Annotated in this window: 20 protein-coding genes and 2 pseudogenes; 9 read left to right on the top strand and 13 right to left on the bottom strand. The window is 51.8% G+C overall.

Going from position 1 to position 21,841, the window contains the following annotated elements; translation table 11 throughout:
• The first annotated feature begins 16 nt into the window (after positions 1 to 16).
• Positions 17 to 1,045, top strand: a complete 1,029-nt coding sequence (fbaA, locus tag BUB27_RS14685; protein WP_143184613.1) for a class II fructose-bisphosphate aldolase — start codon at positions 17 to 19, stop codon at positions 1,043 to 1,045.
• Positions 1,046 to 1,115: 70 nt separating this feature from the next.
• Here fbaA and BUB27_RS14680 read toward each other — a convergent pair whose 3' ends face one another.
• The gene (locus tag BUB27_RS14680; protein WP_159434981.1) at positions 1,116 to 1,886 is read right to left on the bottom strand and encodes a response regulator transcription factor; all 771 of its coding nucleotides are present in this window, start codon (positions 1,884 to 1,886) and stop codon (positions 1,116 to 1,118) included.
• 552 nt (positions 1,887 to 2,438) lie between these two features.
• Here BUB27_RS14680 and BUB27_RS14675 point away from each other — a divergent pair.
• Together BUB27_RS14675 and BUB27_RS14670 are read left to right on the top strand one after the other, a co-directional pair.
• Complete coding sequence (locus BUB27_RS14675; RefSeq protein ID WP_143184611.1) at positions 2,439 to 3,185, top strand: VC0807 family protein; 747 nt, start codon at positions 2,439 to 2,441, stop codon at positions 3,183 to 3,185.
• A gap of 27 nt (positions 3,186 to 3,212) precedes the next feature.
• Positions 3,213 to 4,115 carry a hypothetical protein gene (locus BUB27_RS14670; RefSeq protein WP_143184610.1) on the top strand — a complete coding sequence of 301 codons (903 nt, stop codon included), beginning with the start codon at positions 3,213 to 3,215 and terminating at the stop codon, positions 4,113 to 4,115.
• Positions 4,116 to 4,180: 65 nt separating this feature from the next.
• Here the strand turns inward: BUB27_RS14670 and BUB27_RS14665 are convergent, their stop codons facing one another.
• From BUB27_RS14665 to uvrA, 4 genes are all read right to left on the bottom strand, one after another.
• Positions 4,181 to 5,161 carry a S1C family serine protease gene (locus tag BUB27_RS14665; RefSeq protein ID WP_143184609.1) on the bottom strand — a complete coding sequence of 327 codons (981 nt, stop codon included), beginning with the start codon at positions 5,159 to 5,161 and terminating at the stop codon, positions 4,181 to 4,183.
• Between the two features lie 131 nt (positions 5,162 to 5,292).
• On the bottom strand, positions 5,293 to 5,853 hold the full coding sequence (locus BUB27_RS14660) for a hypothetical protein (RefSeq protein WP_143184608.1): 561 nt from the start codon (positions 5,851 to 5,853) through the stop codon (positions 5,293 to 5,295).
• 13 nt (positions 5,854 to 5,866) lie between these two features.
• Positions 5,867 to 6,466, bottom strand: a complete 600-nt coding sequence (locus BUB27_RS14655; protein WP_143184607.1) for an RNA polymerase sigma factor — start codon at positions 6,464 to 6,466, stop codon at positions 5,867 to 5,869.
• A 132-nt stretch (positions 6,467 to 6,598) separates the two neighbouring features.
• The gene (uvrA, locus tag BUB27_RS14650; protein ID WP_143184606.1) at positions 6,599 to 9,448 is read right to left on the bottom strand and encodes an excinuclease ABC subunit UvrA; all 2,850 of its coding nucleotides are present in this window, start codon (positions 9,446 to 9,448) and stop codon (positions 6,599 to 6,601) included.
• Between the two features lie 111 nt (positions 9,449 to 9,559).
• On the opposite strand from uvrA, the gene BUB27_RS14645 reads away from it, so the two are divergent.
• The 3 genes from BUB27_RS14645 to BUB27_RS14635 all read left to right on the top strand — a co-directional run bounded on the left by BUB27_RS14645 (position 9,560) and on the right by BUB27_RS14635 (position 12,709).
• Positions 9,560 to 10,372, top strand: coding sequence for a CHAD domain-containing protein (locus tag BUB27_RS14645; RefSeq protein WP_143184605.1), 813 nt, complete (start codon positions 9,560 to 9,562; stop codon positions 10,370 to 10,372).
• 109 nt (positions 10,373 to 10,481) lie between these two features.
• Complete coding sequence (locus tag BUB27_RS14640; protein WP_143184604.1) at positions 10,482 to 12,038, top strand: SDR family oxidoreductase; 1,557 nt, start codon at positions 10,482 to 10,484, stop codon at positions 12,036 to 12,038.
• The gene (locus BUB27_RS14635; RefSeq protein WP_143184603.1) at positions 12,035 to 12,709 is read left to right on the top strand and encodes an SDR family NAD(P)-dependent oxidoreductase; all 675 of its coding nucleotides are present in this window, start codon (positions 12,035 to 12,037) and stop codon (positions 12,707 to 12,709) included. Before BUB27_RS14640 ends, BUB27_RS14635 begins: the two co-directional genes overlap by 4 nt.
• On the opposite strand, the gene BUB27_RS14630 is transcribed toward BUB27_RS14635, so the two are convergent.
• Together BUB27_RS14630 and ruvA are read right to left on the bottom strand one after the other, a co-directional pair.
• Positions 12,706 to 14,217, bottom strand: a complete 1,512-nt coding sequence (locus tag BUB27_RS14630) for a cryptochrome/photolyase family protein (RefSeq protein ID WP_143184602.1) — start codon at positions 14,215 to 14,217, stop codon at positions 12,706 to 12,708. The genes BUB27_RS14635 and BUB27_RS14630 overlap by 4 nt on opposite strands.
• A 41-nt stretch (positions 14,218 to 14,258) precedes the next feature.
• Positions 14,259 to 14,855 (bottom strand): Holliday junction branch migration protein RuvA, encoded by a 597-nt coding sequence (gene ruvA, locus BUB27_RS14625; RefSeq protein WP_143184601.1) that lies wholly within the window; start codon positions 14,853 to 14,855, stop codon positions 14,259 to 14,261.
• Positions 14,856 to 15,133: 278 nt separating this feature from the next.
• Between ruvA and BUB27_RS14620 the strand changes: the two genes are divergently transcribed.
• The 3 genes from BUB27_RS14620 (at position 15,134) to BUB27_RS14610 (ending at position 18,835) form a co-directional block, all read left to right on the top strand.
• On the top strand, positions 15,134 to 15,430 hold the full coding sequence (locus BUB27_RS14620) for a hypothetical protein (RefSeq protein WP_234991765.1): 297 nt from the start codon (positions 15,134 to 15,136) through the stop codon (positions 15,428 to 15,430).
• 132 nt (positions 15,431 to 15,562) lie between these two features.
• Positions 15,563 to 15,934: an NADH-quinone oxidoreductase subunit A gene (locus BUB27_RS14615; RefSeq protein ID WP_143184600.1), complete on the top strand. Its 372-nt coding sequence runs from the start codon at positions 15,563 to 15,565 to the stop codon at positions 15,932 to 15,934.
• Positions 15,935 to 16,081: 147 nt separating this feature from the next.
• Positions 16,082 to 18,835 carry a phosphoenolpyruvate carboxylase gene (locus BUB27_RS14610; protein WP_143184599.1) on the top strand — a complete coding sequence of 918 codons (2,754 nt, stop codon included), beginning with the start codon at positions 16,082 to 16,084 and terminating at the stop codon, positions 18,833 to 18,835.
• Positions 18,836 to 18,890: 55 nt separating this feature from the next.
• Here the strand turns inward: BUB27_RS14610 and BUB27_RS14605 are convergent, their stop codons facing one another.
• The 6 genes and pseudogenes from BUB27_RS14605 to BUB27_RS14590 all read right to left on the bottom strand — a co-directional run bounded on the left by BUB27_RS14605 (position 18,891) and on the right by BUB27_RS14590 (position 21,788).
• Positions 18,891 to 19,418: a hypothetical protein gene (locus BUB27_RS14605; protein ID WP_143184598.1), complete on the bottom strand. Its 528-nt coding sequence runs from the start codon at positions 19,416 to 19,418 to the stop codon at positions 18,891 to 18,893.
• Entirely contained in the window at positions 19,415 to 19,747 is a 333-nt protein-coding gene (locus BUB27_RS14600; protein ID WP_143184597.1) for a putative signal transducing protein, read from the bottom strand. Before BUB27_RS14600 ends, BUB27_RS14605 begins: the two co-directional genes overlap by 4 nt.
• A gap of 95 nt (positions 19,748 to 19,842) precedes the next feature.
• The gene (locus BUB27_RS19300; RefSeq protein WP_425500485.1) at positions 19,843 to 20,145 is read right to left on the bottom strand and encodes an FKBP-type peptidyl-prolyl cis-trans isomerase; all 303 of its coding nucleotides are present in this window, start codon (positions 20,143 to 20,145) and stop codon (positions 19,843 to 19,845) included.
• 81 nt (positions 20,146 to 20,226) lie between these two features.
• Positions 20,227 to 20,541 (bottom strand): annotated as a pseudogene (locus tag BUB27_RS19295) (FKBP-type peptidyl-prolyl cis-trans isomerase); the annotation flags it as partial.
• 75 nt (positions 20,542 to 20,616) lie between these two features.
• Positions 20,617 to 21,003, bottom strand: a pseudogene (locus BUB27_RS19290) (FKBP-type peptidyl-prolyl cis-trans isomerase); the annotation flags it as partial.
• Positions 21,004 to 21,101: 98 nt separating this feature from the next.
• Positions 21,102 to 21,788 (bottom strand): hypothetical protein, encoded by a 687-nt coding sequence (locus BUB27_RS14590; protein WP_143184596.1) that lies wholly within the window; start codon positions 21,786 to 21,788, stop codon positions 21,102 to 21,104.
• Between the last annotated feature and the right edge of the window lie 53 nt (positions 21,789 to 21,841).

Genomic DNA, 21,841 nt, shown 5'->3' with positions numbered 1-21,841 from the left:
TGATTACACCCCGGCCATGCCAGTTGCAACACCTGAACAATACGCTGCAATGCTCGACGCTGCCCAGAAGGGCGGCTACGCATACCCAGCTGTTAATATCACCTCTCTCGCCACTATCAACGGAGCTCTCAAAGCCTTTGCTGAAGCAGGTTCCGATGGTATCATCCAAGTTTCTACCGGCGGCGGTAAGTTCGCTTCCGGTCTCCATGTCGGTGACGAAGCCTACGGCGCAATCGTCCTTGCCGAGGCTACACACCTACTTGCCGAGAAATACGACATCCTCGTAGCTCTCCACACTGACCACTGCCACCCTGAGAAGGTTGATTCCTTCCTCAAGCCTCTCCTCGAAGCTTCCCGCAAGCGTAAGGCCGAAGGTAAGAACGTTCTTTTCCAATCCCACATGCTCGACGCTTCCACTCTTCCACTTGAAGAGAACATGAAGCTTTCCCAGGAACTCCTCAAGGAGTGTGCTGAGCTCGACATCATCCTCGAAGTTGAAGCTGGTGTTGTTGGCGGTGAAGAAGACGGCGTAGACAACTCCGGTCTTCCTGACGACAAACTCTACACCACCACTGAGGACATGATCACTGTATACGAGAGCCTCAATGGCCTCGGTCGTTTCCTCTTCGCAGCAACCTTCGGTAACGTACACGGTGCGTACAAGCCAGGTGCTGTTAAGCTCAAGCCTACCATCCTACGTGACGGCCAGAAGGCTGTTACCGACAAGTACGGTGCAGAAGCAGAAATGGATCTCGTGTTCCACGGTGGTTCCGGTTCTACTCTCGAGGAAATCCGCGAAACACTCGAATACGGTGTGGTCAAGATGAACATCGATACCGACACCCAGTACGCATTCACTCGCCCAGTGGTGACTCACATCTGCCAGAACATCGAAGGTGTTCTTAAGATCGACGGTGAAGTTGGCGTAAAAGGCCAGTACGATCCACGTTCCTACATCAAGAAGGGTGAGCAAGGCGTTTGCGACCGTCTCAAAGTCGCTTGCGACGACCTCCTCTCCACAGGGAAGACCATTTACAAGAAGTAAGCAAATACCCCTGGCTCTATCACAGACTTGCCCGCTTGAGCACTTGCTCTCGCGGGCATTTTTTTAGCTTCTAATAGCGCCCCCAGAGAGCCTGAAGGCCTGCCCGGTTACGGACATTGTATTTACGGTAGATAGCTATCACATGATGGTGCAGAGTACTACGCCCCATTCCCAAGTGCTCAGCTATCTCTTTCTCCGTATCGCCTGTCAGTATGAGTTTGAGCACATCCCTCTCCCTCGGAGTCAGGAGTCTACTCGTATTATCCACACCACCACGAAGCAGCATCAACTCACGGTGTAGTTGGCCTACACCCGCCATCGCTAGCTTGAGCAACTCCCGGTCACGGGCTTCATAGTAGTCTTGATCGACTTTCCTATCAAACACCACACAGGATTCACTCTGGCTATCCACGGGATAGAGTGCCACCAGACGATCACCGATATCATTCACTTGGTAGAACTTTTGGTAGACCCACTCTCGCTCCCACTCTTCATCATTCATGAGGTCATGCCTGAGGATAGCGCGAGTCTCCCCTCTACTTGCTACGGAAGCAACAGCTATCGGGCAAACCCCATGCTTAATGGACAACTGAGAATACATAGCCTGGCGATCATCAACTTCTTGATGACTAAGCCCTCCAGGCATGGCTATGAAATCCACGGCTTCATAGCCATCATAGAGATCCGTCTTCATGGAACTTGCCAACTCCTTCCCACTAGCCGCGGCCACCCAATAGCCGCAGCATGAGTGAAGAATCTCCCCCATCCTCCCCAAAAACATCTCCATCGCCTCATCCGCCTGTAACGCTGTAAACTTGTGTAGATCATGCCACAACTGCACGATTTGCTCGACATCATTTGCACAAATACACGGACCTGAATGGTGAGGTTTCGGGTTCATCACACCAATCAATGGCAGATATCTAACATTTTTCAAGTAAATCTAAACAGCTGCCTTTAAGCGCTCACCTTTCGGATAGCCAACCTGAATCCACCGGAGTCAACTTTGAGGTCAGCTTGACTATCCGAAAGAATGAACACGACACACACTGAAAATTTTAGGTGTGCGGTGATCACCAACCCTGGAGACCTCAACTCCTAAAAGCAACCACCGCACATGGCCTGAGCGAAACGATATTTTCCTGCAGGCATGTGTATAGTGCCCAAAAAAACAGAAACAGACAACCCGTCTAAATAGTGGATAAATTCAAACGTACACTTAATCAAGACAGTGACATACATAGCTGTCATCTAGAGTGCGCCGTGTCGATAAAAATCCATAATCTCCACGCACTCTGCACATTAGCGCCTTCAGTAATCATCTCTGAGGCAGATTTTAGAACTTGAAACTTCACTCTCCCGTGCGAAACCCCTAGTTAATACCCATAACATCATGGCCCAAGCTCAAAAAGACCAAGAAAACCCACTGCTGAACATCCTGATTAACGTTCTCGCTCCAGTTCTGATCCTCAGTCACTGCAGCAAGGAAGTAGGCAAGTTTTACCACATCGGCCCCGTCTGGGCGATGACTGCAGCTCTGGCCTTACCCTTGGGCTACGGCATCTGGCACTTCATCAATCACAAGAAACTGAACATTTTCTCCTGTGTCGGCCTGGGTGCCATCCTTTTAACCGGGCTCATCACCATTTATCTCTGGAGTAGCGAAGCTGCGAAACCCCATGTAGCACTCATCTTCGGTCTCAAAGAAGCCATCCAGCCCCTCTTGCTTGGCTCGCTCTTCCTCATTACCCACCGCACTCCATCGCCTCTGTTCCGAACCTTCATCTACAATGAGTCGATTTTTGACATTCGTAACATCGAGAAAGTCATTGCTGAGAAGGAATCTCACCCTGACTACGAAGCCCTGATTTGGAAGTCCACACTGCTTTTCTTTGGTTCCTTCTGTATATCAGCCATCCTTAACATGGGGCTCGCCTATTATTTCCTCGGTGACCTGACTCCAAGTACCCCTGATTGGAAGGAAGTCTACAATTCCAAAGTCGCCCAAATCACGGGCTGGGGCTTCCTCGTCATCGGTGCTCCTCTCATGCTCGTGGGCGGCTACATTCTCTTTACCATGATTGGCGGGCTGAAAAAGCTCACAGGGCTGGATACAGACCGCCTCATGGTCCCCCGGTAAATGGTCAGCAGACACACTTGGATTCCTATGAAATTATCCCATCTTACCGCTACTCTACTCCTAAGCTCGGTCGCATTCCTCTCAGCAGAGGAAAAAGCTGCCGCTCCTCCTACCAAGAGCGACATCCCTGAAGGACTTGTTCCTCTGGCACCTAAGCAAACCACCCACTTCGCCTTTCTCTGCCTCAAAGACAAAGAGATGGCGAAGGACGCCAATATCAAGGCCGCTCTGATGCGCTGGTTTCAGCTCAAGGACGAGTCCGAGATCGTCCGATACAAGCAAGATCCCCAGAAGGGCACCTTAAGCTTCACGATTGGTAAGGCGCGCTTCGTAGCCGCTCTCGCCGAGTACTCCATCCCAGCGCCAGACCTTCAGTACGCCAGCAACAATTCCCTACACTGGCCTGATGCAGAAAAAGAGCTTCTCCAGCAGCAGGCCCACTACACGGTGACTTGCACCAGCATTTATCCCAAAAAATGGATGACTTCACTCGCTCTGAGTAAAGCCATCTCAGCGCTGGCGGAAACGCATCATCCACTGGGCATCTATTGGGGGGATGCCTCCATTGTCCATAGCCCGGAAACCTTTATCAAATTATCAAAACAGGAGCTCCGTGCCGACAATAAGAACATTCCTGCGGATCTCTGGGTCGGCATTCTCTTGGAAAAGCACAAAGACGGTACTGTCAGTGCCTATACCGATGGTCTCAGGGTCCTTGGTTTCCGTGAGATGGAGATCCAAAACTCCCAACTTGACCGCACCAAGGCATACAGCATTCTCAGCGCACTCAGCCTCCAGGTGGTGCGCAACAACCAAACCATTCAGGAGAATGAGGAAGTAACCACTCCTGAGGACGGCAGCTATCCGACCAAACTGGGTGACTCCAACATCGGGCGTAAGCAGAAAGTCATCGTTATCTCCGCTCAATAAGATCAAAAAAAATCCTCGATCTACCAGATCGAGGATTTTTTATACACAAACCAAAGGAAGAGAAATTACTCGTCTTCGAAAAGCTCTTTGCCATTCAGACGCATACGAAGACCTCCCTTGAAGTTATTCTCCACGCCAAGACGGTCGATGCGTTCGCGAATCTCATCAGGCACGGCTTCTTTATCGATATCAGTCTCGTAAGGGCCGGCATAGAGTAGCTTGCCATTTTTGTCCTTCACTTCGACTTCCTTGCCGTCATCAGTCATTTTGAGAGATACACTACCTTGCTCATCAGCCATGGTGATAGACCCTCCAAACTTGGCATTACCATTCTTCATGAGATCTTGCAGGTTCAGATGGAAGCGCTTCACGTCAGCCCCTTGTTGACCGGGCTGCACATCGAGCTCTAGCATCTGCATTTGCTGGCGCATCTGCTGCATTTGATTACGCATCAAATCTTGCAGCCTCTTGGCCTCAGCATCCTCCAGACCTTGGAACATTCCTTGAGGCAAATTATTAGGATCAATAAAACGGCCCCTAGGCGCTCCGAAACCAGCTCTTGGCTGTATCATCGGTAGATTGGCTGGCCTTTCGCCAAGAGTCACCTTGACCTGATTCACCTTGCCGCCACTGATAATATCCACATCCACCTCTTCGCCAGCTTTATGCTTGGCGATAGCAGCGCGAAGATCATCCATGCCCTTGATCTCATCACCACCCAACTTGGTAATCACATCATGTGCTTTCAGACCCGCTTTAGCCGCAGGACTCTCAGGGGATACGATATCCAGCGTAATGCCAACACCGAGTTTGGTGCCAATATGGGACGCAAGTGTCTCAGAAACCGGACTACCGGCGATACCTAGCCAGGCAGCAGCCTGCTGCTCCTTGGCCTTAGGCATTTCAATAGCCTCTTTCTGACCAGGCGCTTCAACTTGAACCCCACTCTCTTTGGGGGCTTCCACAGGAGTAGGCCTTTCAATCGCAAACAGCGATGAAGACAGCGCCAGTCCTGTCATTCCTGTAAGTGTGAGTATTTGTTTCATACAACTATTAACTTAAACTTAGCGAAGCCATTTACATATCTTTCAGACTTCATACACATAGCGTGTTAGAGTATTTACTTTGTCTATTTTTTCACAGAAAATAAAATCGCAACTCTAATAAGTAGAAAAGCTTATCGAACCTGAACCGGAACAAGATAGTACTCTATACGAGGCTTCTTCACCTTCACAGGACGACCCTTGTCATCATAGAGAGTAATTTCATCTTCGAAGCGTACTTTAACGAGTCTGTGAGGCCTACCTTCCGCATCATAGGTGATCGAATAGCTCGGCTCATCCGTAATCTTGGTGTCAAACTGAGGCGTATTCGCTACCGGTACAATGTTTGCTTGTTGGCTAAGCGGAGTAACACTTTGCTCTACCTCACCAGCGGTATTCTGCGCCACGGCAGAAGCCCCAGGGTTCGCATTATCAGGAGCCATTAGCACAGTACTTACGGCACCAATCAGAGCGATAGCTGCTGCAGACGCCCAGATGTAAAACTTACTGGATTTCTGATCTGCGCTCTGACTCTGGAACTGCACGATTTTTTCCTCCACAGGAGTATGCTCACGCCAGCGATCCATAGCTTGCTCCATGCGAGCCAACATGTCCTCTGGCATTGCCATCGGGGATAACCTGCCTAGCTGGTTCTCCAGATCACGTAGTTCGTTGTCCATTGTGTCGTTATTCACGGTATTGCCTTTCTTATATGGAAATGTCTCCTGATCTGCGGGCACCGGCCAAATGCTTACGCAATGCCTCCAGACCATATCTGTATCTTGATGCTGCTGTGTTCTGAGAAATGTCAAGGGCTTCGCCGATTTCAGCGAATGTCCTGTCGCCCCAAACTTTCATCACGATCACTTCTGCAAATTTCTGAGGTAATTCTTTGAGACCCATCTCAAGGTAACCGCGCATTTCATCATCTGCTGCGTCACTCTCGAACCAGGGGTCTGTTTTTCCACCGGTTTCCCGGTGCTTTTCGATCTCCACCTTTTCCTCACGTTTGGATCGCCTGTCGTCTTTCCGTCCTAGGTCAATCGCACAACGGCGGATGGTGGTATAGAGATAAGGAAGCCAGGCTGCCTGCCCGCCGTCGAAAGTGCCATCAGCTACTTTACCGGCCAGTTTCACAAGCGAGTCTTGGAGCACGTCCTCCGCATCTGCGAGCGAACGCGTCTGCTGACGAGCAAACAGCAGCAACTTGGAGCCATGCTCAGTAAGCCAGGCTCCCCAGGACAGCTCATTTGCTGTATTCTGGGCTGTCGCTGTCGCGCTAGTCATAAACGGTTCGTTCTCACTCATATGAGCGGCATGTTGGGGAGTTTTTGTTTAACTCATGAAAAATTTTCCATGAAGTCTTCCACCAGAATGGGATAACCATGAAAAAATACTCATGAAAACATCATGGATGCATCTCGGGAAAATGCAACCTACTCATTTCAACATATCTCTGAGCCAGCGTCCAGTTGCTGATTTCTCAATGCCTGCCAGCTGCTCAGGACTCCCCTCGGCGACTAGCTGACCACCGTGCCTACCTCCACCTGGCCCCAGGTCGATGACCCAGTCGGCAGCGCGAATCACATCCAAGTTATGCTCAACAATGACTAGGGAGTTACCCACATCTCTCAATTTTCTGAGTGCCCTGAGCAAGACCAGAACATCCTCGAAATGCAGACCAGTGGTAGGCTCATCCAAAAGATACAGTGTGTTCCCCAGGCTCGGCTTGGCCAGTTCGGCTGCGAGTTTGACTCTCTGCGCTTCTCCCCCACTCAAGGTATTGGCAGCCTGCCCGAGTTGCAAATATCCCAGCCCGACATCACACATAGCGACTAGTATGGCATCCAGCTTGGGGACAGCTGAGAAAAACTCCTGAGCCTCTTCAGCAGTCATCTCCAAGACATCTGCCATGTTTCGCCCTTTATAAGTTACTTCCAGGGTTTCACGATTATAGCGCTTGCCGTGGCAGGCATCGCAGCGCACATAGGCGTCCGTGAGAAAATGCATGTCGATTTTGATCGAGCCGTCACCGAGACACTTTTCACAACGGCCTCCACGCACATTGAAACTGAAGCGACCGGCCTTGTAGCCTCGTTGACGTGAAAGCGGCAGCTGCGCAAATAAGTTTCTGATAATATCCAGAGCACCGGTGTAAGTGGCAGCGTTGCTCCGGGGGCTTTTGCCCAGTGGACTCTGATCCACGACGACCATTTTCTCAGTGAGGTCCATTCCCTCGATCGCCACATGCTTACCCGGCACAGCTTTGGCATGTGTAAAATGCCGGGCCAATGCTCTCCGAAGTATACTATCAACCAAGGTCGATTTCCCGCTGCCACTCGGACCAGTGACACAAACCATGCGCTTCAGAGGGAAAATCACATCAATGCCCTGCAAATTATTCTCACTGGCCCCTCTGACGACAAGCTCCCCATCTCTGGGATTGGGCTGCATGCTATTCTGCTCAGGGTGATGCACGCCACTCAACCAGCGACCAGTGGCACTCTCAGAGACCTGCATCACCTCTTCAGGGGTGCCCTCTGCGAGAATTCTCCCGCCACGCTCACCGGCATGAGGGCCCATATCGATCAACCAGTCCGCCTCCCGGATGGTTTCCTCATCATGCTCCACGACTACGACAGTGTTCCCCACATCCCTCAAATGCTTCAGGGCCTTGATCAGCCTCGCATTGTCTTCCTGGTGAAGTCCAATACTCGGCTCATCCAGCACATAGATGACACCTGCCAGACCAGCACCAATCTGCGTGGCGAGACGAATGCGCTGAGCCTCTCCTCCGCTTAAAGTGCCACTTCGCCTGTCCAGTGTCAGATAACCCAATCCAACCTCCTGCAGGAAACTCAGACGCTTCAGGACTTCTTTGGCCAGACCATCACAGACCTCGCGCTTATCTTCCGGCAAAAGAACACCAGCCATCCATTCCACAGCCTCTTCTACCGCCAGCGCACAAAACTCCTGAATCCCCAGACTCCCGCTTTGGGAATCGAGCTTCACGGCCAGCACTTCTGGCTTCAGGCGCCTTCCTCCGCAGACTTTGCACTCACGAGAGGTCATGTACTTACCCATGCTTTTCTTTACACCATCGCTAGTCGTCTCGCGGTAGAGACGCTCCACATTGCGACACAGCCCCTCAAACTCTTTCTGCCAAGGAATTTCCTGACCATCCCTCTCCCAGAGCACAGTCACCTTCTCTTCTCCTAATCCGTAAAACAAGGCCTTGTGAAACTCTTGGGACAGTTCAGAGAAAGGTGCATCTCTATCGACTTTGAAATACTCCGCAAGAGCATCCACCTGCCTCTCAACCCATCCTTTCTTTTTTTTGCTACCGCCCCAAATCTTCAGGCATCCTTGATTGAGACTTTTGCTCCAGTCCGGCACCAAGAGATTCTTGTCACAGAAAAGCTCAGTCCCCAAGCCATGACAGACGGCACACGCCCCGGTATGAGAATTGAATGAAAAGTGTTTCGGCGTCAGCGCACCGATTTCAAAACCGGTCCTCGGATTCCTGTAACTCGTCAGGAAATGCAGATCCCGCCAATCCTCATCCTCCCTGCCCATCACCAGAGCCCGTGCCTCCTGGCCACAGATGCGCAGAGCCGTCTCCACACTATCCGCCATCCGGCTCTCAACTCCCTCACGAATCACCAGACGGTCGATTACGATTTCCACACTCTCGGCATATTCCGGCCACTGGGACAAAGCATCTTCCGCATCCAGGATCTCCCCATTCACACGTATCCTGACAAATCCCTGGCGCTGCATATCACCCAGCAATCTTGAAACATCTCCAACCTCCTCGATGGGTACTGGTGCCAGCAAAATCACCTTGGTTCCCTCTGCCTGCTTCATCAGGCTCCCCACAATATCTGAGGAAGTCATCTTCTGCAGTTTCTCACCTGTCTCAGGATCATGAGGCACCCCTGCCGCGGCATAGAGGATCCGCAAAAAATCGTAGATTTCCGTCACCGTGGAAATCGTAGAGCGCGGGTTCACCCCTCCGGCTTTCTGCTCGATAGCGATTGCCGGACTCAATCCCTCAATACGGTCGACATCGGGTTTCTCCAGCTGCTCCAAAAACTGTCGCGCATAGGCGCTCAAGCTCTCGACATAGCGACGCTGCCCCTCCGCATACAGGGTGTGAAAGGCGAGGCTACTTTTACCACAACCACTGGGCCCTGTGATGACCACAAGCTTCCTTCTGGGGATGTCTACATCCACATTCTTCAGATTGTGCTGCCTCGCACCCCTTATCCTGATTGCGTCCACTCCCATCTACTAGCATCTCAGCCCCCCTAACAGCCAATCAAAAATCGCCACACAAAAAGTGGCGTAGCAAGACGACAGAATCTTTTGCTCCAGGCAAGATTTGTACTAATATGCTCTATGGCTCTGCCCCTTCATCATGAGAACTTGGCTGACTGGGCCATGACTGAATTGAACTTCTGGCTGGAACGACTCCACTCAAAACTGCCACTTGATGAGGAAGAGACTCACTCCATCCGCTTGACCGCCAAAAAACTCAGAGCCGCCTGGCTACTCACCCTGCCACTCATTGGCGAGACTCGTTGTCATCTGGCCTGCCAAGAGATGAAACAACTAGCCGATCATTTCGCGGCCAATCGTGATAGCACAGTTCAATCCCAACTCGTCAGCTCACTTTTGAATTCTACCAGCCAAGACAACACCGCAGAATGGGAGAACGAACTGAGAGAGCAGTTTTTCACACAGTCCTGCACCCATCAGACAAACTTGGATGAATCCCCGCGTGAACTCATCCAGAGCAATCTCTCTCACTGGCAATCATGCCGTGATTTGCTGAACGATATCCAGCTGCTCAGACCAGGCCTCAAACAGACCCGTAAGAAGCTACGCCACAAACTCACTCAAGCGCTGAAAAGCGGCTCCATGAAACAATGGCACCAGTGCCGCAAATGGCTAAAATATTTTTACTATCAAAAAGAAATTCTCGCTGAAATGGAAAGCAAACAGCCTGGCAAGTCTATCGAACGCCTACGTGAACTCGGCAGAGTCCTCGGCAAACGCCATGACCTGCACAATTTGCTGACCATGGCATCCCCTACTGGCCTGTCTCTGTCTGGTCATCAAAAGCTAGATTTATTAAGGAATCGAGCGACTCAAAACGATGCAGAGCTCAACCAAAAAGCCACAGCCCTCGCGAGAAAAATACTCGAATAAATAGATACGTTTGCTCGCTCAAATTTTTATCAAAAACCGACCAAATTTCTTTTCCTCCTGTAGCACAAATATTCTTGTCTATCAGTGCGTTAATGTGTTTCAATGAAGAATGCCTGAATTTGATGTTATCCCTCATATTCGGCACCTGAAAAGACCCTTAAAAATTCTCATTACAGGTGCCAATGGCTATATAGGCATGCGCCTCATATCAGCCCTGGCCACATCCGGCCATCACATCGTTGCTGCCGTGCGTAATAAGGAACGGCTTCCTAACGAGATCACCGAAATGCTCGAAAATCGGCTCACCATCATTGAAGTCGATTTCCAACGCCCAATCGAAGAGCAGCCCCAGTGTCCAAAGGACATTCATGCGGCCTACTACCTCATCCACTCCATGGGTACGGGACCAGGCTTTGATAAACGTGAAAGCACCTGTGCCGATCATTTCACACGCTGGATTGACGAGACGGATTGTGAACAGATCATCTATCTATCAGGGTTGCTACCGCAAGAGGGCAAGCTCTCCCAGCACCTTGAGTCCCGCAAACGCGTGCATGACATCCTGAGTACAGCCTATGCTCCCCTCACTACCCTGAGGGCGTCCATCATTGTCGGCTCGGGTTCAGCCTCATTCGAGATCATTCGAGACCTGGCAGAAAAGCTTCCGGTGATGATCACTCCCAAGTGGGTACGTACTCGCTGTCAGCCGATCGCGATTCGCAATGTTATCGAGTACCTGACAGGAGTCATGGACAACGAGAATTGCATTGGCAAATCCTTCGACATCGGCGGCCCGGAAGTACTCACCTATGAGGACATGCTCCGCCGGTATGCGCGTGATAGACACCTAACAAGGCTCATCATCCCTGTGCCCGTCCTGTCATCAAAGCTATCATCCTACTGGCTCTCTATCATGACGGCCACCAACTACCAGCTGGCCAAAGCCTTGGTGGGGTCATTGCACATGGAAACAGTCTGTCAGGAAGAAAATATCCGATCTATCCTTCCTATCGACCTGATCGACTACGATGAAGCCATCAATCGAGCTTTCTCACTGATTGCTCAAAACCGAGTCCCCTCTACCTGGTATGGCGCTCTGTCCTCAGGCAGGCTCTCCCTTCGCCAGATCAAAAACATCCAAGTTCCGGAGTATGGTGTGATCACGGACCAGCAGAGCTGCAAACTAACAGCTAGCAAGGATGACGTGGTCCATGCACTGTGGTCACTGGGCGGCAAACGGGGCTGGCCATCCATGAACTGGGCTTGGAGTCTCAGAGGTTTCCTAGACAAGCTCGTGGGAGGAATCGGTGTCCGTAGAGGCAGACGCTCGCCAACCCAACTTAAACCCGGTGACGCTCTCGACTTCTGGCGCGTTATTCTAGCCGACCCGCTTGCCGGCAGGCTGATCCTGTACGCCGAAATGAAACTTCCCGGCGAAGCCTGGCTTGAATTTTCTGTGTTAGGGGACACCTTATACCAGACTGCTACATTCAGACCACGCGGCGTCATGGGGCGCCTCTACTGGTGGAGTACCCTACCCTTCCACTACCTCATCTTCCCCAGTATGGCGAAGAAGTTAGCGGCAGGTTGGGCACAGAAAAACACCATCGATAAACCTCTGAGTGATACAGTCATACCCACGAACACCCAGGAATCTACGCCATGACCCACTTAATAATCGGAGGAAATTCAGGAATAGGAAAAGAAATCGCCGCCCAACTCTCCCAACAAGGACACGACATTCTGACCGCTTGCCGGAATCCTACCGATTATCAACACCAGACATACGACGCGCTGAACCCTACTCAGCTTGAACTTCCCGAAACCCTGGACAGCCTTGTCTACTGTCCAGGCTCCATCACCTTGAAACCCTTTCATCGGCTTAGCGAAGCTGATTTGGTCGATGAATTCCGCCTGAATGCTCTCGGTGCAGCCACTACGATCCAGCAGGCATTACCTTCTCTAAAAAAATCAGGCCAAGCATCCATCCTCCTGTTCTCCACGGTAGCCGTCCAGACAGGCATGAACTTTCATGCATCCATCGCCATGGCTAAAGGCGCCATCGAAGGACTGACTCGCTCCTTGGCTGCTGAATTCGCTCCCCACATCCGCGTGAACGCCATTGCTCCCTCATTAAACCATACCCCGCTTGCCTCGGCCCTGGTGAATAATGAAGCCAAGCAAAAAGCTGCCAGCGAACGCCACCCACTCAAAGCAATAGGAGATCCCGCAGACACCGCAGCATTAGCCACCTTCCTGCTCTCACCTCAAGCCAAGTGGATCACAGGGCAAATCCTCCATGCTGACGGAGGCCTCTCTAGCCTGAGACCTCTCTAGAAGAGCTCCTCTTCACATTCCCAGCCGCGATGGATCCGTTCGCGATATTCGCGTGCAAGCTTACGATGGCCCTCTAGCTTTACTTCCCCCATCCTATCCAGTTGGCGCACCATCATACCTAGCCTTGGCTGCTCGGCATAGAAACTCCTGTTAGCCGCGATGTAGTCCCAAAATAGAGCATCCCATATCTCACACCATCCCCCTTTGGGATAGTCACTCATCTTGCGAATATAGTTGGAACCACAGACATAGGGCTTGGTGACAAATTTCCCACCATCGGCAAACTGACTCATCCCATAGACATTGGGCACCATGACCCAGTCATAGGCATCAACAAACAACTCCATGAACCACTGGTAGACTGATGTCGGCTTCACGTGACAGAGCTGAAAGATGACCCCAAAGACCATCAGTCGCTCGATGTGATGGGCGTAACCAGTCTCCAAAACTCGCCGCACAGCATTGTCCACCGGAGGTAAGCCACTCCGTCCCGTGTAGAAACAGCGAGGCATCTCATGCTCGAACCCCCAGAAATTCTCCATACGCATCTTGCGGCCATACAACTCATACATACAGCGCATGAACTCTCGCCACCCGATCACTTGTCTTACAAAACCTTCTACGGAATTAAGCGGCACCTGATAAGCTTCACCATACTCCAAGGCGCGATCCACCACCTTCACGGGGTCTAATAATCCGATATTCAACATTGGGGTCAGCACACTATGCTGCTGAGTCGCAAAGCGGCTAGAAATGGCATCCTCGTAATCCCCGAAGGTCTCAAACCTCTCCTGCAGGAAGACCTCCAGCCAAGCTTCAGCCTCATGATGAGTACGAGGCAGACCCTGATTACCATTCGCCGTCCCCCAGGCATCAGGAAACAATCTGGCCACCCAGCTCTTCGTCGACTGATCGAAAGGCTTTTGCTCCGGCAGCTCAGGCTGCTGATAATCTTTCGGAAGCTTCTTCCTATTCTCCTCGTCAAAACTCCAGCGCCCGCCCGCTGGCTCCCCCTCATCATCCAGCAAAATCCCCAGTCGCTTGCGCTGCGCCTTGTAAAAATGTGCCATGAAGGGCTTCACCTTGCCTTGAAAATAGTTGCGCCACCAGGCCTCGGGAGTCAGGAAATTTGGTGAATCCACCCAATCCAGAGTCACTCCCTTGTCCTCGGCCCATTGCTCAAGCCGACGCTCCAGCAAGTCATCGACTACCTTACAAAGCACGACCTTCTCTAAACCACCCGGCAGCTGATCCAGCATCTCCCGGCTGGTAGACAGCTCAACCCCCAGAGAGATAACCTCAAGCTCATACCCCTCACCCAGCAGTACCTCTAGGTACCGATCACCCGCCTCTTTAATGAGAGCCTGTCTACGGGCATGGTGCTTGAGCGGCCAATGCTTATCCTTTCCGTAGAGCAGCGGCTCCTCAATAAAGTACACTTTCCGCCCTTTCGCCAGGGCCGGGTGTTGATCAAAAAGCTGATGAGGATAAATGAGTGTGCCTTCCACATTCCCAGCTTACCCTCATTCCGCATTTTGCAAAATATCTTCTAACTATTAAGCAGCCTCAGAGCACCACGCAACACTTCCTCCACACTGGCGGATGCGTCCTCATCCAGAATCTTCTTCACCGCCTTACGCGCCTCTACTTGCTTATAACCAAGTCCGATCAGAGCCATCTCGGCATCAGTACCCGCACTAGGCACTTCACTCTCACTCGCCGCCTTCCAGCTTTCAGCCACACCCACCTTATCCTTCAGTTCTAGCACGATCCGTTCAGCCGTCTTCTTGCCCAGTCCTTTGATCTTGGAAAGCGCAGCTACCTCACTATTCACCACGCAAGTTTTAAAATGCTCTACCGGCATCCCGCTCAGCACCGCCATCGCGATCGCAGGGCCAATCCCACTCACACGGTCGATCAAGAGCAGAAACATGTCCCGCTCCGAGTCCGTTGCAAATCCATACAAGGTCTGAGCATTCTCTCGGATATGCAGATGAGTACGCAGATCAATCGCATCACCAACCAAAGGGTTCAGCTTGTCGTAGGTAGAGAGGGGAACATGCACAAGATATCCCACTCCATTTACATCCACCACCAAACGGTTTGGCAGCGCTTCCAGAACCTCTCCTCGTAGTCTTGCGATCATGCCATTAGGGCTACATGATTGCCTTTATTTTGCCAGCTCTAAGCAACCATTTCAGGCGGATTTCTCTGTTTGATTAAGTTATCTTAAGTAAAATAATCACCATTCCTCTATTTGACGTCGCTCCTTAATGCTGAAAAAGAAGCAGGTAAATTCAGCATGTTCTCAGAGATTTTTCGAAAAAATCATGCTTATTTTCTTGGCAGCCCTCAACAAATTTTCATATTTGTGGTAATTTGCATTCGCGTTTAGCATGGGAATATGTTATATTCGTCCCCGTTATGGCAACTACTAAACGAACACGCTTCTCTCGTCGCGTACCAGATCACGTGACAGATGAGATCGTTCATGTCCTCGGGGCTGAGGATCGTTTCTTTGGCTTCAATGAACTTTTCGAATCCGTATTCGACCGCCTCAAGGAACGTAACGCTGTGAGTGGCGGCGAAGAAATGCTCCGTCTCCGCGCCTATGAGAAACTCCAGAACCTCGTCACCAGAGGTATGGTGGAGAAGCAGGGCAAAGAATACAAGGGACTCTCCCGCCTTCCAGAAGCACACAGCAGCTTTGAAGCTGACTAAAAACACTTATCCCACCCCGAAGTCTGAATTTCTGCTGGCATTAATTCAGAATGAACTTTAAACCTTGGCCCGTGCAGAAGATCTGCACGGGCTAATTTCTTTTTAGCCACCAGCTTCCACCAGATTCATATCATGCTGCAAGATTACTTTCCTGTTGTCCTCCAGGCTCTGACCGCGATCGGATTCGCGGCCATTTCACTTGGACTGAGCGTGCTTCTTGGCAAAAAAGGCCGTAAGAGCCAGTACAAGGATACAGTCTACGAGTGCGGGATGCTTCCGCTAAGTGACAGCTCCGCACGCTTCAGCGTCAAGTTCTACATGGTGGCCATGCTCTTCGTCCTCTTCGACATCGAGGTCGTTTTCATGTATCCCTTCGCTCTCCAGTTCAAGGAACTCATCGCAGTGAGCACCGTCCCACTATGGAGTGCACTCGGGTTTGTGGGCGTTCTTGCCGTCGCTTACGTCTATGCTCTCAAGAAAGGCGCCCTCAGCTGGAACGAGTAAAAGCCACCCCCGAATACGAAATCATTCACGGCGTACCCTGATCGGTACGCCTTTTTTGTGCCCAAAACTTAATTAGATGACAGGATTCCTGCACAAGTTTGTAAAAACAGGGTTTCGCCTAACTTGTCTCTCGTTCATACTACCCCCGTGACTGACAAAGACCAAATCCGCGACGATCTCCGACTCCAAGGCTTCGAGCAAATCGATTCCACGCTCAGCCTGCTAGTTGACTGTCTCTCAGAAGCACTGACCAGCCTCGGTGAAGACGACCTTCTTCCTTTCCTGCCTTGGCGTGGCGACACCCCAAAATCCGATCCACCGGAGGGAATCCAGCAGCTTTACTCCATCGGCTTCCAGCTTCTCAACATGGTTGAAGAGCGAGTCTCCGCCGCCATCCGCCGTGAGCGAGAGAAATCACTCGGTGCCGATTCCATCCGTGGCCTCTGGGCCCGTGCCATTAAGGACATGAAGAAACTCGGCCTTGATGAAGACCAGATCCTTTCCGTCCTTCGTGATGTACATGTGGAGCCAGTCCTGACCGCTCACCCGACCGAAGCCAAACGCGCCACTGTCCGTGAGCGCCACCGCGAAATCTACCAAAACCTCGTCACCAGCGAGTATCCCAAATTCACCGAGCGCGAGAAGCGCCGCATCAACACGAAGATCACTGCCGCCATGGAAACACTCTGGCGTACCGGTGAGATTCACATGACACGCCCTGACCTCAATCAGGAACTGCGTAACGCACTCTACTACCTGCGCGAGATGTTCCCGGCAGTGCTCAACCGCCTGGACGGTCACTTCACGGAAGCATGGCGCGATGCTGGTTTCTCCGTGAAGAAGCTGCGTAACTCCGAGTGCTACCCTAAAATCACCTTCGGCACCTGGATCGGCGGAGACCGCGACGGCCACCCGCTGGTCACCCCGGAAGTCACCAAGAAAACTCTAGCCGACCTCCGCTATCACTCACTCGTTCTCCTCCGCAAGGAGCTCAAGGAGATCGCGTTCCACCTCACTATTTCCAGCCAGTTCCAGGAAATTCCGCAGACGCTGCAAAAGCGCATCGACCTGATGAAGCTCGAGCTTTCCGACACAGCTTGGGCCGAAAAAGTCGTCGAGCAGAACAGGGACGAGCCATGGAGACAACTCGTCTACCTCATGCGTGGCAAACTCTACGACACCGCAGAAGGCCGTGGAGGCTACGGAGGCCCTGAGCAACTTGATGCGGATCTCGCCATCTTAGAGAGCACTCTGCAGGAAACTGGTTGCTCCCACCTCATCGAGCAGCACGTTTCCCCAATCCGCCACAAGGTCAAAACCTTCGGCTTCCATCTGGCCACCATCGATATCCGCCAGAACTCCGAGTACCATGACAAGGCACTCAGCCAGCTTTTAGTCCGTGCGAAAGTCGAGGACGGCGAAAACTTCGGCAGCTGGCCAGAAGAGAAGAGACTCGAATTCCTCTCCAAGGAACTTCTTTCCACCCGCCCGTTCATTCACAACAACTCCACCGCTGGCCCTGAGGCAGATTCCGTACTCAACAGCTATCGAGTCATTGCTGAGCAGATCCGCAACCATGGCAATCACGGCATCGGTTCCTTCATCGTCTCCATGACCCGCTCCGTATCCGACCTCCTGGTCGTCTACGTTCTCATGCGTGAGGCTGGCCTCATGGTGAATACCGAAGAGGGTCTCGCCTCTCCGATCGAGGTCGTACCACTTTATGAGACCAAGGACGATTTGGATTCCTCCCAGGACCTCCTTGCAGGCTTCCTTGACCACGAGGTCACCCAGCGCAGTTACAAGCTCCGCTTCATGGACGGCAATGTGGTCCAGCAGGTCATGCTTGGATACTCAGACTCCAACAAAGACTGTGGCATCCTGACCGCCCAGTGGGCACTCTACCGCGCAGAGAAAGCCATGGTGGAAATCGCAGCCAAGCGCGATATCAAGCTCCGCTACTTCCACGGCCGTGGCGGCACCATTTCCCGCGGTGCAGGCCCAACTCAGTGGTTCATGGCAGCTCTTCCACACGGCTCCCTCTCCGGTCACTTCCGTATGACTGAGCAGGGTGAAACCATCGCCCAGAAGTACGCTAACCTCGCCAACGCCACCTACAACGTGGAGTTGCTCGCAGCTTGTACGGCTGCCACGGCGGCTAAGCACAAGTACGGTGAACCCACTGAAGATCCATGTATTCAGTTCATGGACAGACTATCCAAGGGTTCCGAAGCAGCTTACCAGAAACTCCTTCGCACCGAGGGATTCATCCCATTCTATCGCGAGGCTACCGTCATCGACGCTCTGGAAAACTCCCGCATCGGATCCCGCCCGTCCCGCCGTACAGGCAAGACATCCTTCTCACTGGATGACCTGCGTGCCATTCCATGGGTATTCTCATGGACACAGGCTCGCTTTTATCTCCCGGGTTGGTTCGGCACCGGCAGCGCGCTCAAGAGTATCAAAGATGAATCTCCTGAAGATTTCGCCACTCTGAAGCAGAACCTCAAGAAATCCATCTTCCTCCAGTACGTTCTCACCAACGTAGAAACCAACCTCGCCAGTGCGAACAAGGAACTCATGGAAGCCTACGCCAGTCTCGTTACCGATGAGGCACTGCGTCAGAAATTCATGGATATTATCCTGACCGAGTTCGAACTCACCCACGAGCTACTCACCGAGGTCTTCGACGGCGCTTTCACCGAGCGTCGCCCGAGAATGCACAAGACTCTCGAGATCCGCGAAGAACCACTTCGCGTGCTTCACAAGCAACAAGTGAAGCTCATCAAAGATTGGCGTCAGCTGAAGGCAGAGGAAAAAGAAGAACAGGCAGATGCCCTCTTCCCGAAAATCCTCCTGTCTATCAACGCCATCTCCAGTGGTCTCCGCACCACCGGCTAGGCCAACTAACAACCCTTTTAGCAATCCCCGCGAGCAAACGTTCGCGGGGATTTTTTTACCCACCCGTCTCAGGGCAAATACATGTTACATGCCGCTCACCAGAAGGCAGCTTAAGCCCCTGTCTTTCTAATGCCGAGTCGATACGTTCTATCATACCATAGTCCAAACCATAAAAGGTAGGCACCGAGCAGGTATCGTAATGACCGATGGAGCAACCTCGCTTCATCTTACCGATATACAGCAATACTTCTTCCATCCCATTGGCCGCAATGATCTCCCTAGAGGATTTCTCCATAAATTTCACCTGCAGCGCAGGTTCCTCATAAGAGCCCACATTGAAAACAATCATCCCATAGTCCTCCTCCAAAAAGACAGGCACCCTAACAGTCGGATCATCCTTCACGGTTTCAAAGACATGAAAGACTACCCTTCCGTCATCCAAGGCATCACCTTCATCACCCTGAAATCCTGAGCGTACCCCATACTCCTCCTCGGTTTGTGATCCAATAGAGGGGCGATCAGAATCGCAGCACGTCAAACACAAACTAGCCAGTATGCCAATACATGAAACCGACAACTTCATGACTTATTCTCAAACACCAAATTCTCTTCACAGGAAAAGCAAAAGTCGAAGTTAGCGGGATTCACTTCACCACATTTAGGGCAGACAATTTCCTGACCTGCCCTCTCCTTATCGGCATGCATCGCTTTATTCAGGATATCCCACGCTTTGGGATAATCCTCATCGTAGAGCACACAGATATTAGGGTAGAACTCTGGGATCGGGATGCTTGTGATGCCAGAGGTCGTGGTGTGCTCATTGCGAAGAATCACCGGTATGCCCTCAGATTCTAACAAATTACCGTAGTACGACACAGTGGACAGGTCGAGATGTCTGAATATCTCCTTCATGACTCTTTTCTTACAGAGCCCTCGCCATATTTTATACACAAAAAAATCCCCGCCAGAAGAACTGGCAGGGATTAGCGTAAAACTTAACGATGTCTCTACTTGGAGAGGATCTTCACAAGCTCCACGTCGAAGCAGAGCATGCCTGCGGGAGCTCCTGCAGGAGGATTCTTTCCATAAGCGAGTTCGGCAGGGATCCAGAAGCGGCGCTTCTCGCCCTCCACCATCAGCTGCAGGCCCTCGGTCCAGCCAGGGATCACGCGATTCAATGGGAATTTAGCCGTTTCACCACGCTGTACTGAACTATCGAAAAGCTGCCCATCAGTCGTCCACCCACTGTAGTGAACTTCCACCATGGAAGAGGCACTTGGTTTATCTGTTCCCGAGCCCTTGGTGATCACCTTGGATGCAAGACCTGAAGCGGTTATCTCAGCATCAGCTGGCGGCGCTGCCACATCAGCTGGCACCTTAGGAGCTTTGTTAATCTTAAGAAGTTCCACTTCAAAGCAAAGCATGCCCCCAGGACGGCCGCCACCAGGGTTTTCGCCATAGGCCAGCTCAGCAGGGATCCAGAAGCGGCGCTTCTCGCCCTCTACCATGAGCTGTACACCTTCGGTCCAGCCCTTGATCACTTGATTCAGACCAAATGTAGCCGGCTGACCACGCATGACAGAGCTATCAAACATCTGACCGTCTGTAGTCCAGCCTGTGTAGTGGACAGTCACTTTGTCTTCCGCACTTGGATGCTCAGTGCCTGTTCCTTTAGTCAATACTTTGGAGGCCAAGCCAGAATCAGTCTTCTCTGCATCAGCTGGAGCCTCAGCCACATCGGCTGGAGCTTTTGGAGCAGCATCAATCTTGAGCAACTCTACATCAAAGCAGAGCATTCCCCCGGGAGCACCACCTTGTGGGTTCTCACCATAGGCAAGCTCAGCAGGAATCCAGAAGCGACGCTTCTCACCTTCCACCATCAGCTGGACACCTTCAGTCCAGCCTGGAATCACACGATTCAGAGGGAAAGTCGTTGGTTCACCTCGCTGTACAGAACTATCAAATAATTTACCATCAGTTGTCCAACCGCTGTAATGAACGGTCACCTTATCAGCAGCACTTGGGTGCTCAGTTCCTGTTCCCTTTTTCAAAACCTTCGAGGCAAGGCCCGAAGCCGTCTTTTGCGCGTCCGCCGGGGCTGCTGCCACATCGGCTGGCGTTTCTACTGTTTGTGCATTCACAAGATTCAAAGATCCACTGAGCAGCATGGCTCCTAGACCTGCTGCTATTAATTTAGAACTACGGGTTTTCTTCACGAAGTGAACCTTTCGCCATGCACAGGGCCATGTCAAGTAGTGAGCACAGGCTATTCCTCCACCGGGCAGGTCACACCACGATAGCCAATCCGCCCATTTGAGCGTGGATAGAAGAAACAAATCTCACGTCTGGTCGGGTAAAAGGCAATGGTCGAGGAGCTGATACGGTCCCATGCTTCCCCCTGTGCTTTACGCCTCCAGTAGCTCACCGCTGTGTTCAAAGGCTGATCAGTAGCCCCTGTCTCGATAATCAGTGAGGAGTTCGGCTTGAGCATCTTCTTGCTCTCCCCCAGGTGTACCCCGATAAGCTCCTTGGTGAAGTTAACATAAAGGGAGTCCCCACCCTTGAATTTGGCAAGATCCTGGACATGAGCGTCAAAGACCAAGCCTGCTTTCTTCGCCTCGGCATCCACCGTGGGCGTCAAAATGATCAGTGCCTCACGTACTTCTTTGGGAATCTGAGTCTCGGCAATCACCTGCATACCCTCGACTAGTTCCCCCACACCTTCGGGCGCTGTCTTCACCAATTGAAATTTGCCATTGGTTGGCAATTTCACCCGCAGTGAAGCACTCCGCAATGACAGGGACACCTCTTCGGTCTTCGTTCCCCTGAGCAGTTTCACCGGATTTTCAACCCCCTTGGGTATCTTGGTGCAAATGAGGTATGCAAACTTGCCTTTGGGCTCGCGTACGGGCTCCCCGTCCTGGGCTTTCAAGCTCAGGCTTAGGGTACACATGGCTATCAATACATGGACTATATGACGAAATGGCATCACGATAAATTTATCCT

The organism is Rubritalea squalenifaciens DSM 18772, from assembly GCF_900141815.1.
GTDB classification, from domain to species: domain Bacteria; phylum Verrucomicrobiota; class Verrucomicrobiia; order Verrucomicrobiales; family Akkermansiaceae; genus Rubritalea; species Rubritalea squalenifaciens.
This window is presented reverse-complemented; position numbering and strand designations above follow the sequence as displayed.

What these genes read in the sequence shown, in the direction of transcription:
- fbaA (WP_143184613.1), top strand. Translation starts at nt 17, where the DNA reads ATGCCAGTTGCAACACCTGAACAATACGCTGCAATGCTCGACGCTGCC.
- BUB27_RS14675 (WP_143184611.1), top strand. Translation starts at nt 2,439, where the DNA reads ATGGCCCAAGCTCAAAAAGACCAAGAAAACCCACTGCTGAACATCCTG.
- BUB27_RS14670 (WP_143184610.1), top strand. Translation starts at nt 3,213, where the DNA reads ATGAAATTATCCCATCTTACCGCTACTCTACTCCTAAGCTCGGTCGCA.
- BUB27_RS14665 (WP_143184609.1), bottom strand. Translation starts at nt 5,161, where the DNA reads ATGAAACAAATACTCACACTTACAGGAATGACAGGACTGGCGCTGTCT.
- BUB27_RS14655 (WP_143184607.1), bottom strand. Translation starts at nt 6,466, where the DNA reads ATGAGTGAGAACGAACCGTTTATGACTAGCGCGACAGCGACAGCCCAG.
- uvrA (WP_143184606.1), bottom strand. Translation starts at nt 9,448, where the DNA reads ATGGGAGTGGACGCAATCAGGATAAGGGGTGCGAGGCAGCACAATCTG.
- BUB27_RS14645 (WP_143184605.1), top strand. Translation starts at nt 9,560, where the DNA reads ATGGCTCTGCCCCTTCATCATGAGAACTTGGCTGACTGGGCCATGACT.
- BUB27_RS14640 (WP_143184604.1), top strand. Translation starts at nt 10,482, where the DNA reads ATGCCTGAATTTGATGTTATCCCTCATATTCGGCACCTGAAAAGACCC.
- BUB27_RS14635 (WP_143184603.1), top strand. Translation starts at nt 12,035, where the DNA reads ATGACCCACTTAATAATCGGAGGAAATTCAGGAATAGGAAAAGAAATC.
- ruvA (WP_143184601.1), bottom strand. Translation starts at nt 14,855, where the DNA reads ATGATCGCAAGACTACGAGGAGAGGTTCTGGAAGCGCTGCCAAACCGT.
- BUB27_RS14620 (WP_234991765.1), top strand. Translation starts at nt 15,134, where the DNA reads ATGGCAACTACTAAACGAACACGCTTCTCTCGTCGCGTACCAGATCAC.
- BUB27_RS14615 (WP_143184600.1), top strand. Translation starts at nt 15,563, where the DNA reads ATGCTGCAAGATTACTTTCCTGTTGTCCTCCAGGCTCTGACCGCGATC.
- BUB27_RS14605 (WP_143184598.1), bottom strand. Translation starts at nt 19,418, where the DNA reads ATGAAGTTGTCGGTTTCATGTATTGGCATACTGGCTAGTTTGTGTTTG.
- BUB27_RS14600 (WP_143184597.1), bottom strand. Translation starts at nt 19,747, where the DNA reads ATGAAGGAGATATTCAGACATCTCGACCTGTCCACTGTGTCGTACTAC.
- BUB27_RS14590 (WP_143184596.1), bottom strand. Translation starts at nt 21,788, where the DNA reads ATGTGTACCCTAAGCCTGAGCTTGAAAGCCCAGGACGGGGAGCCCGTA.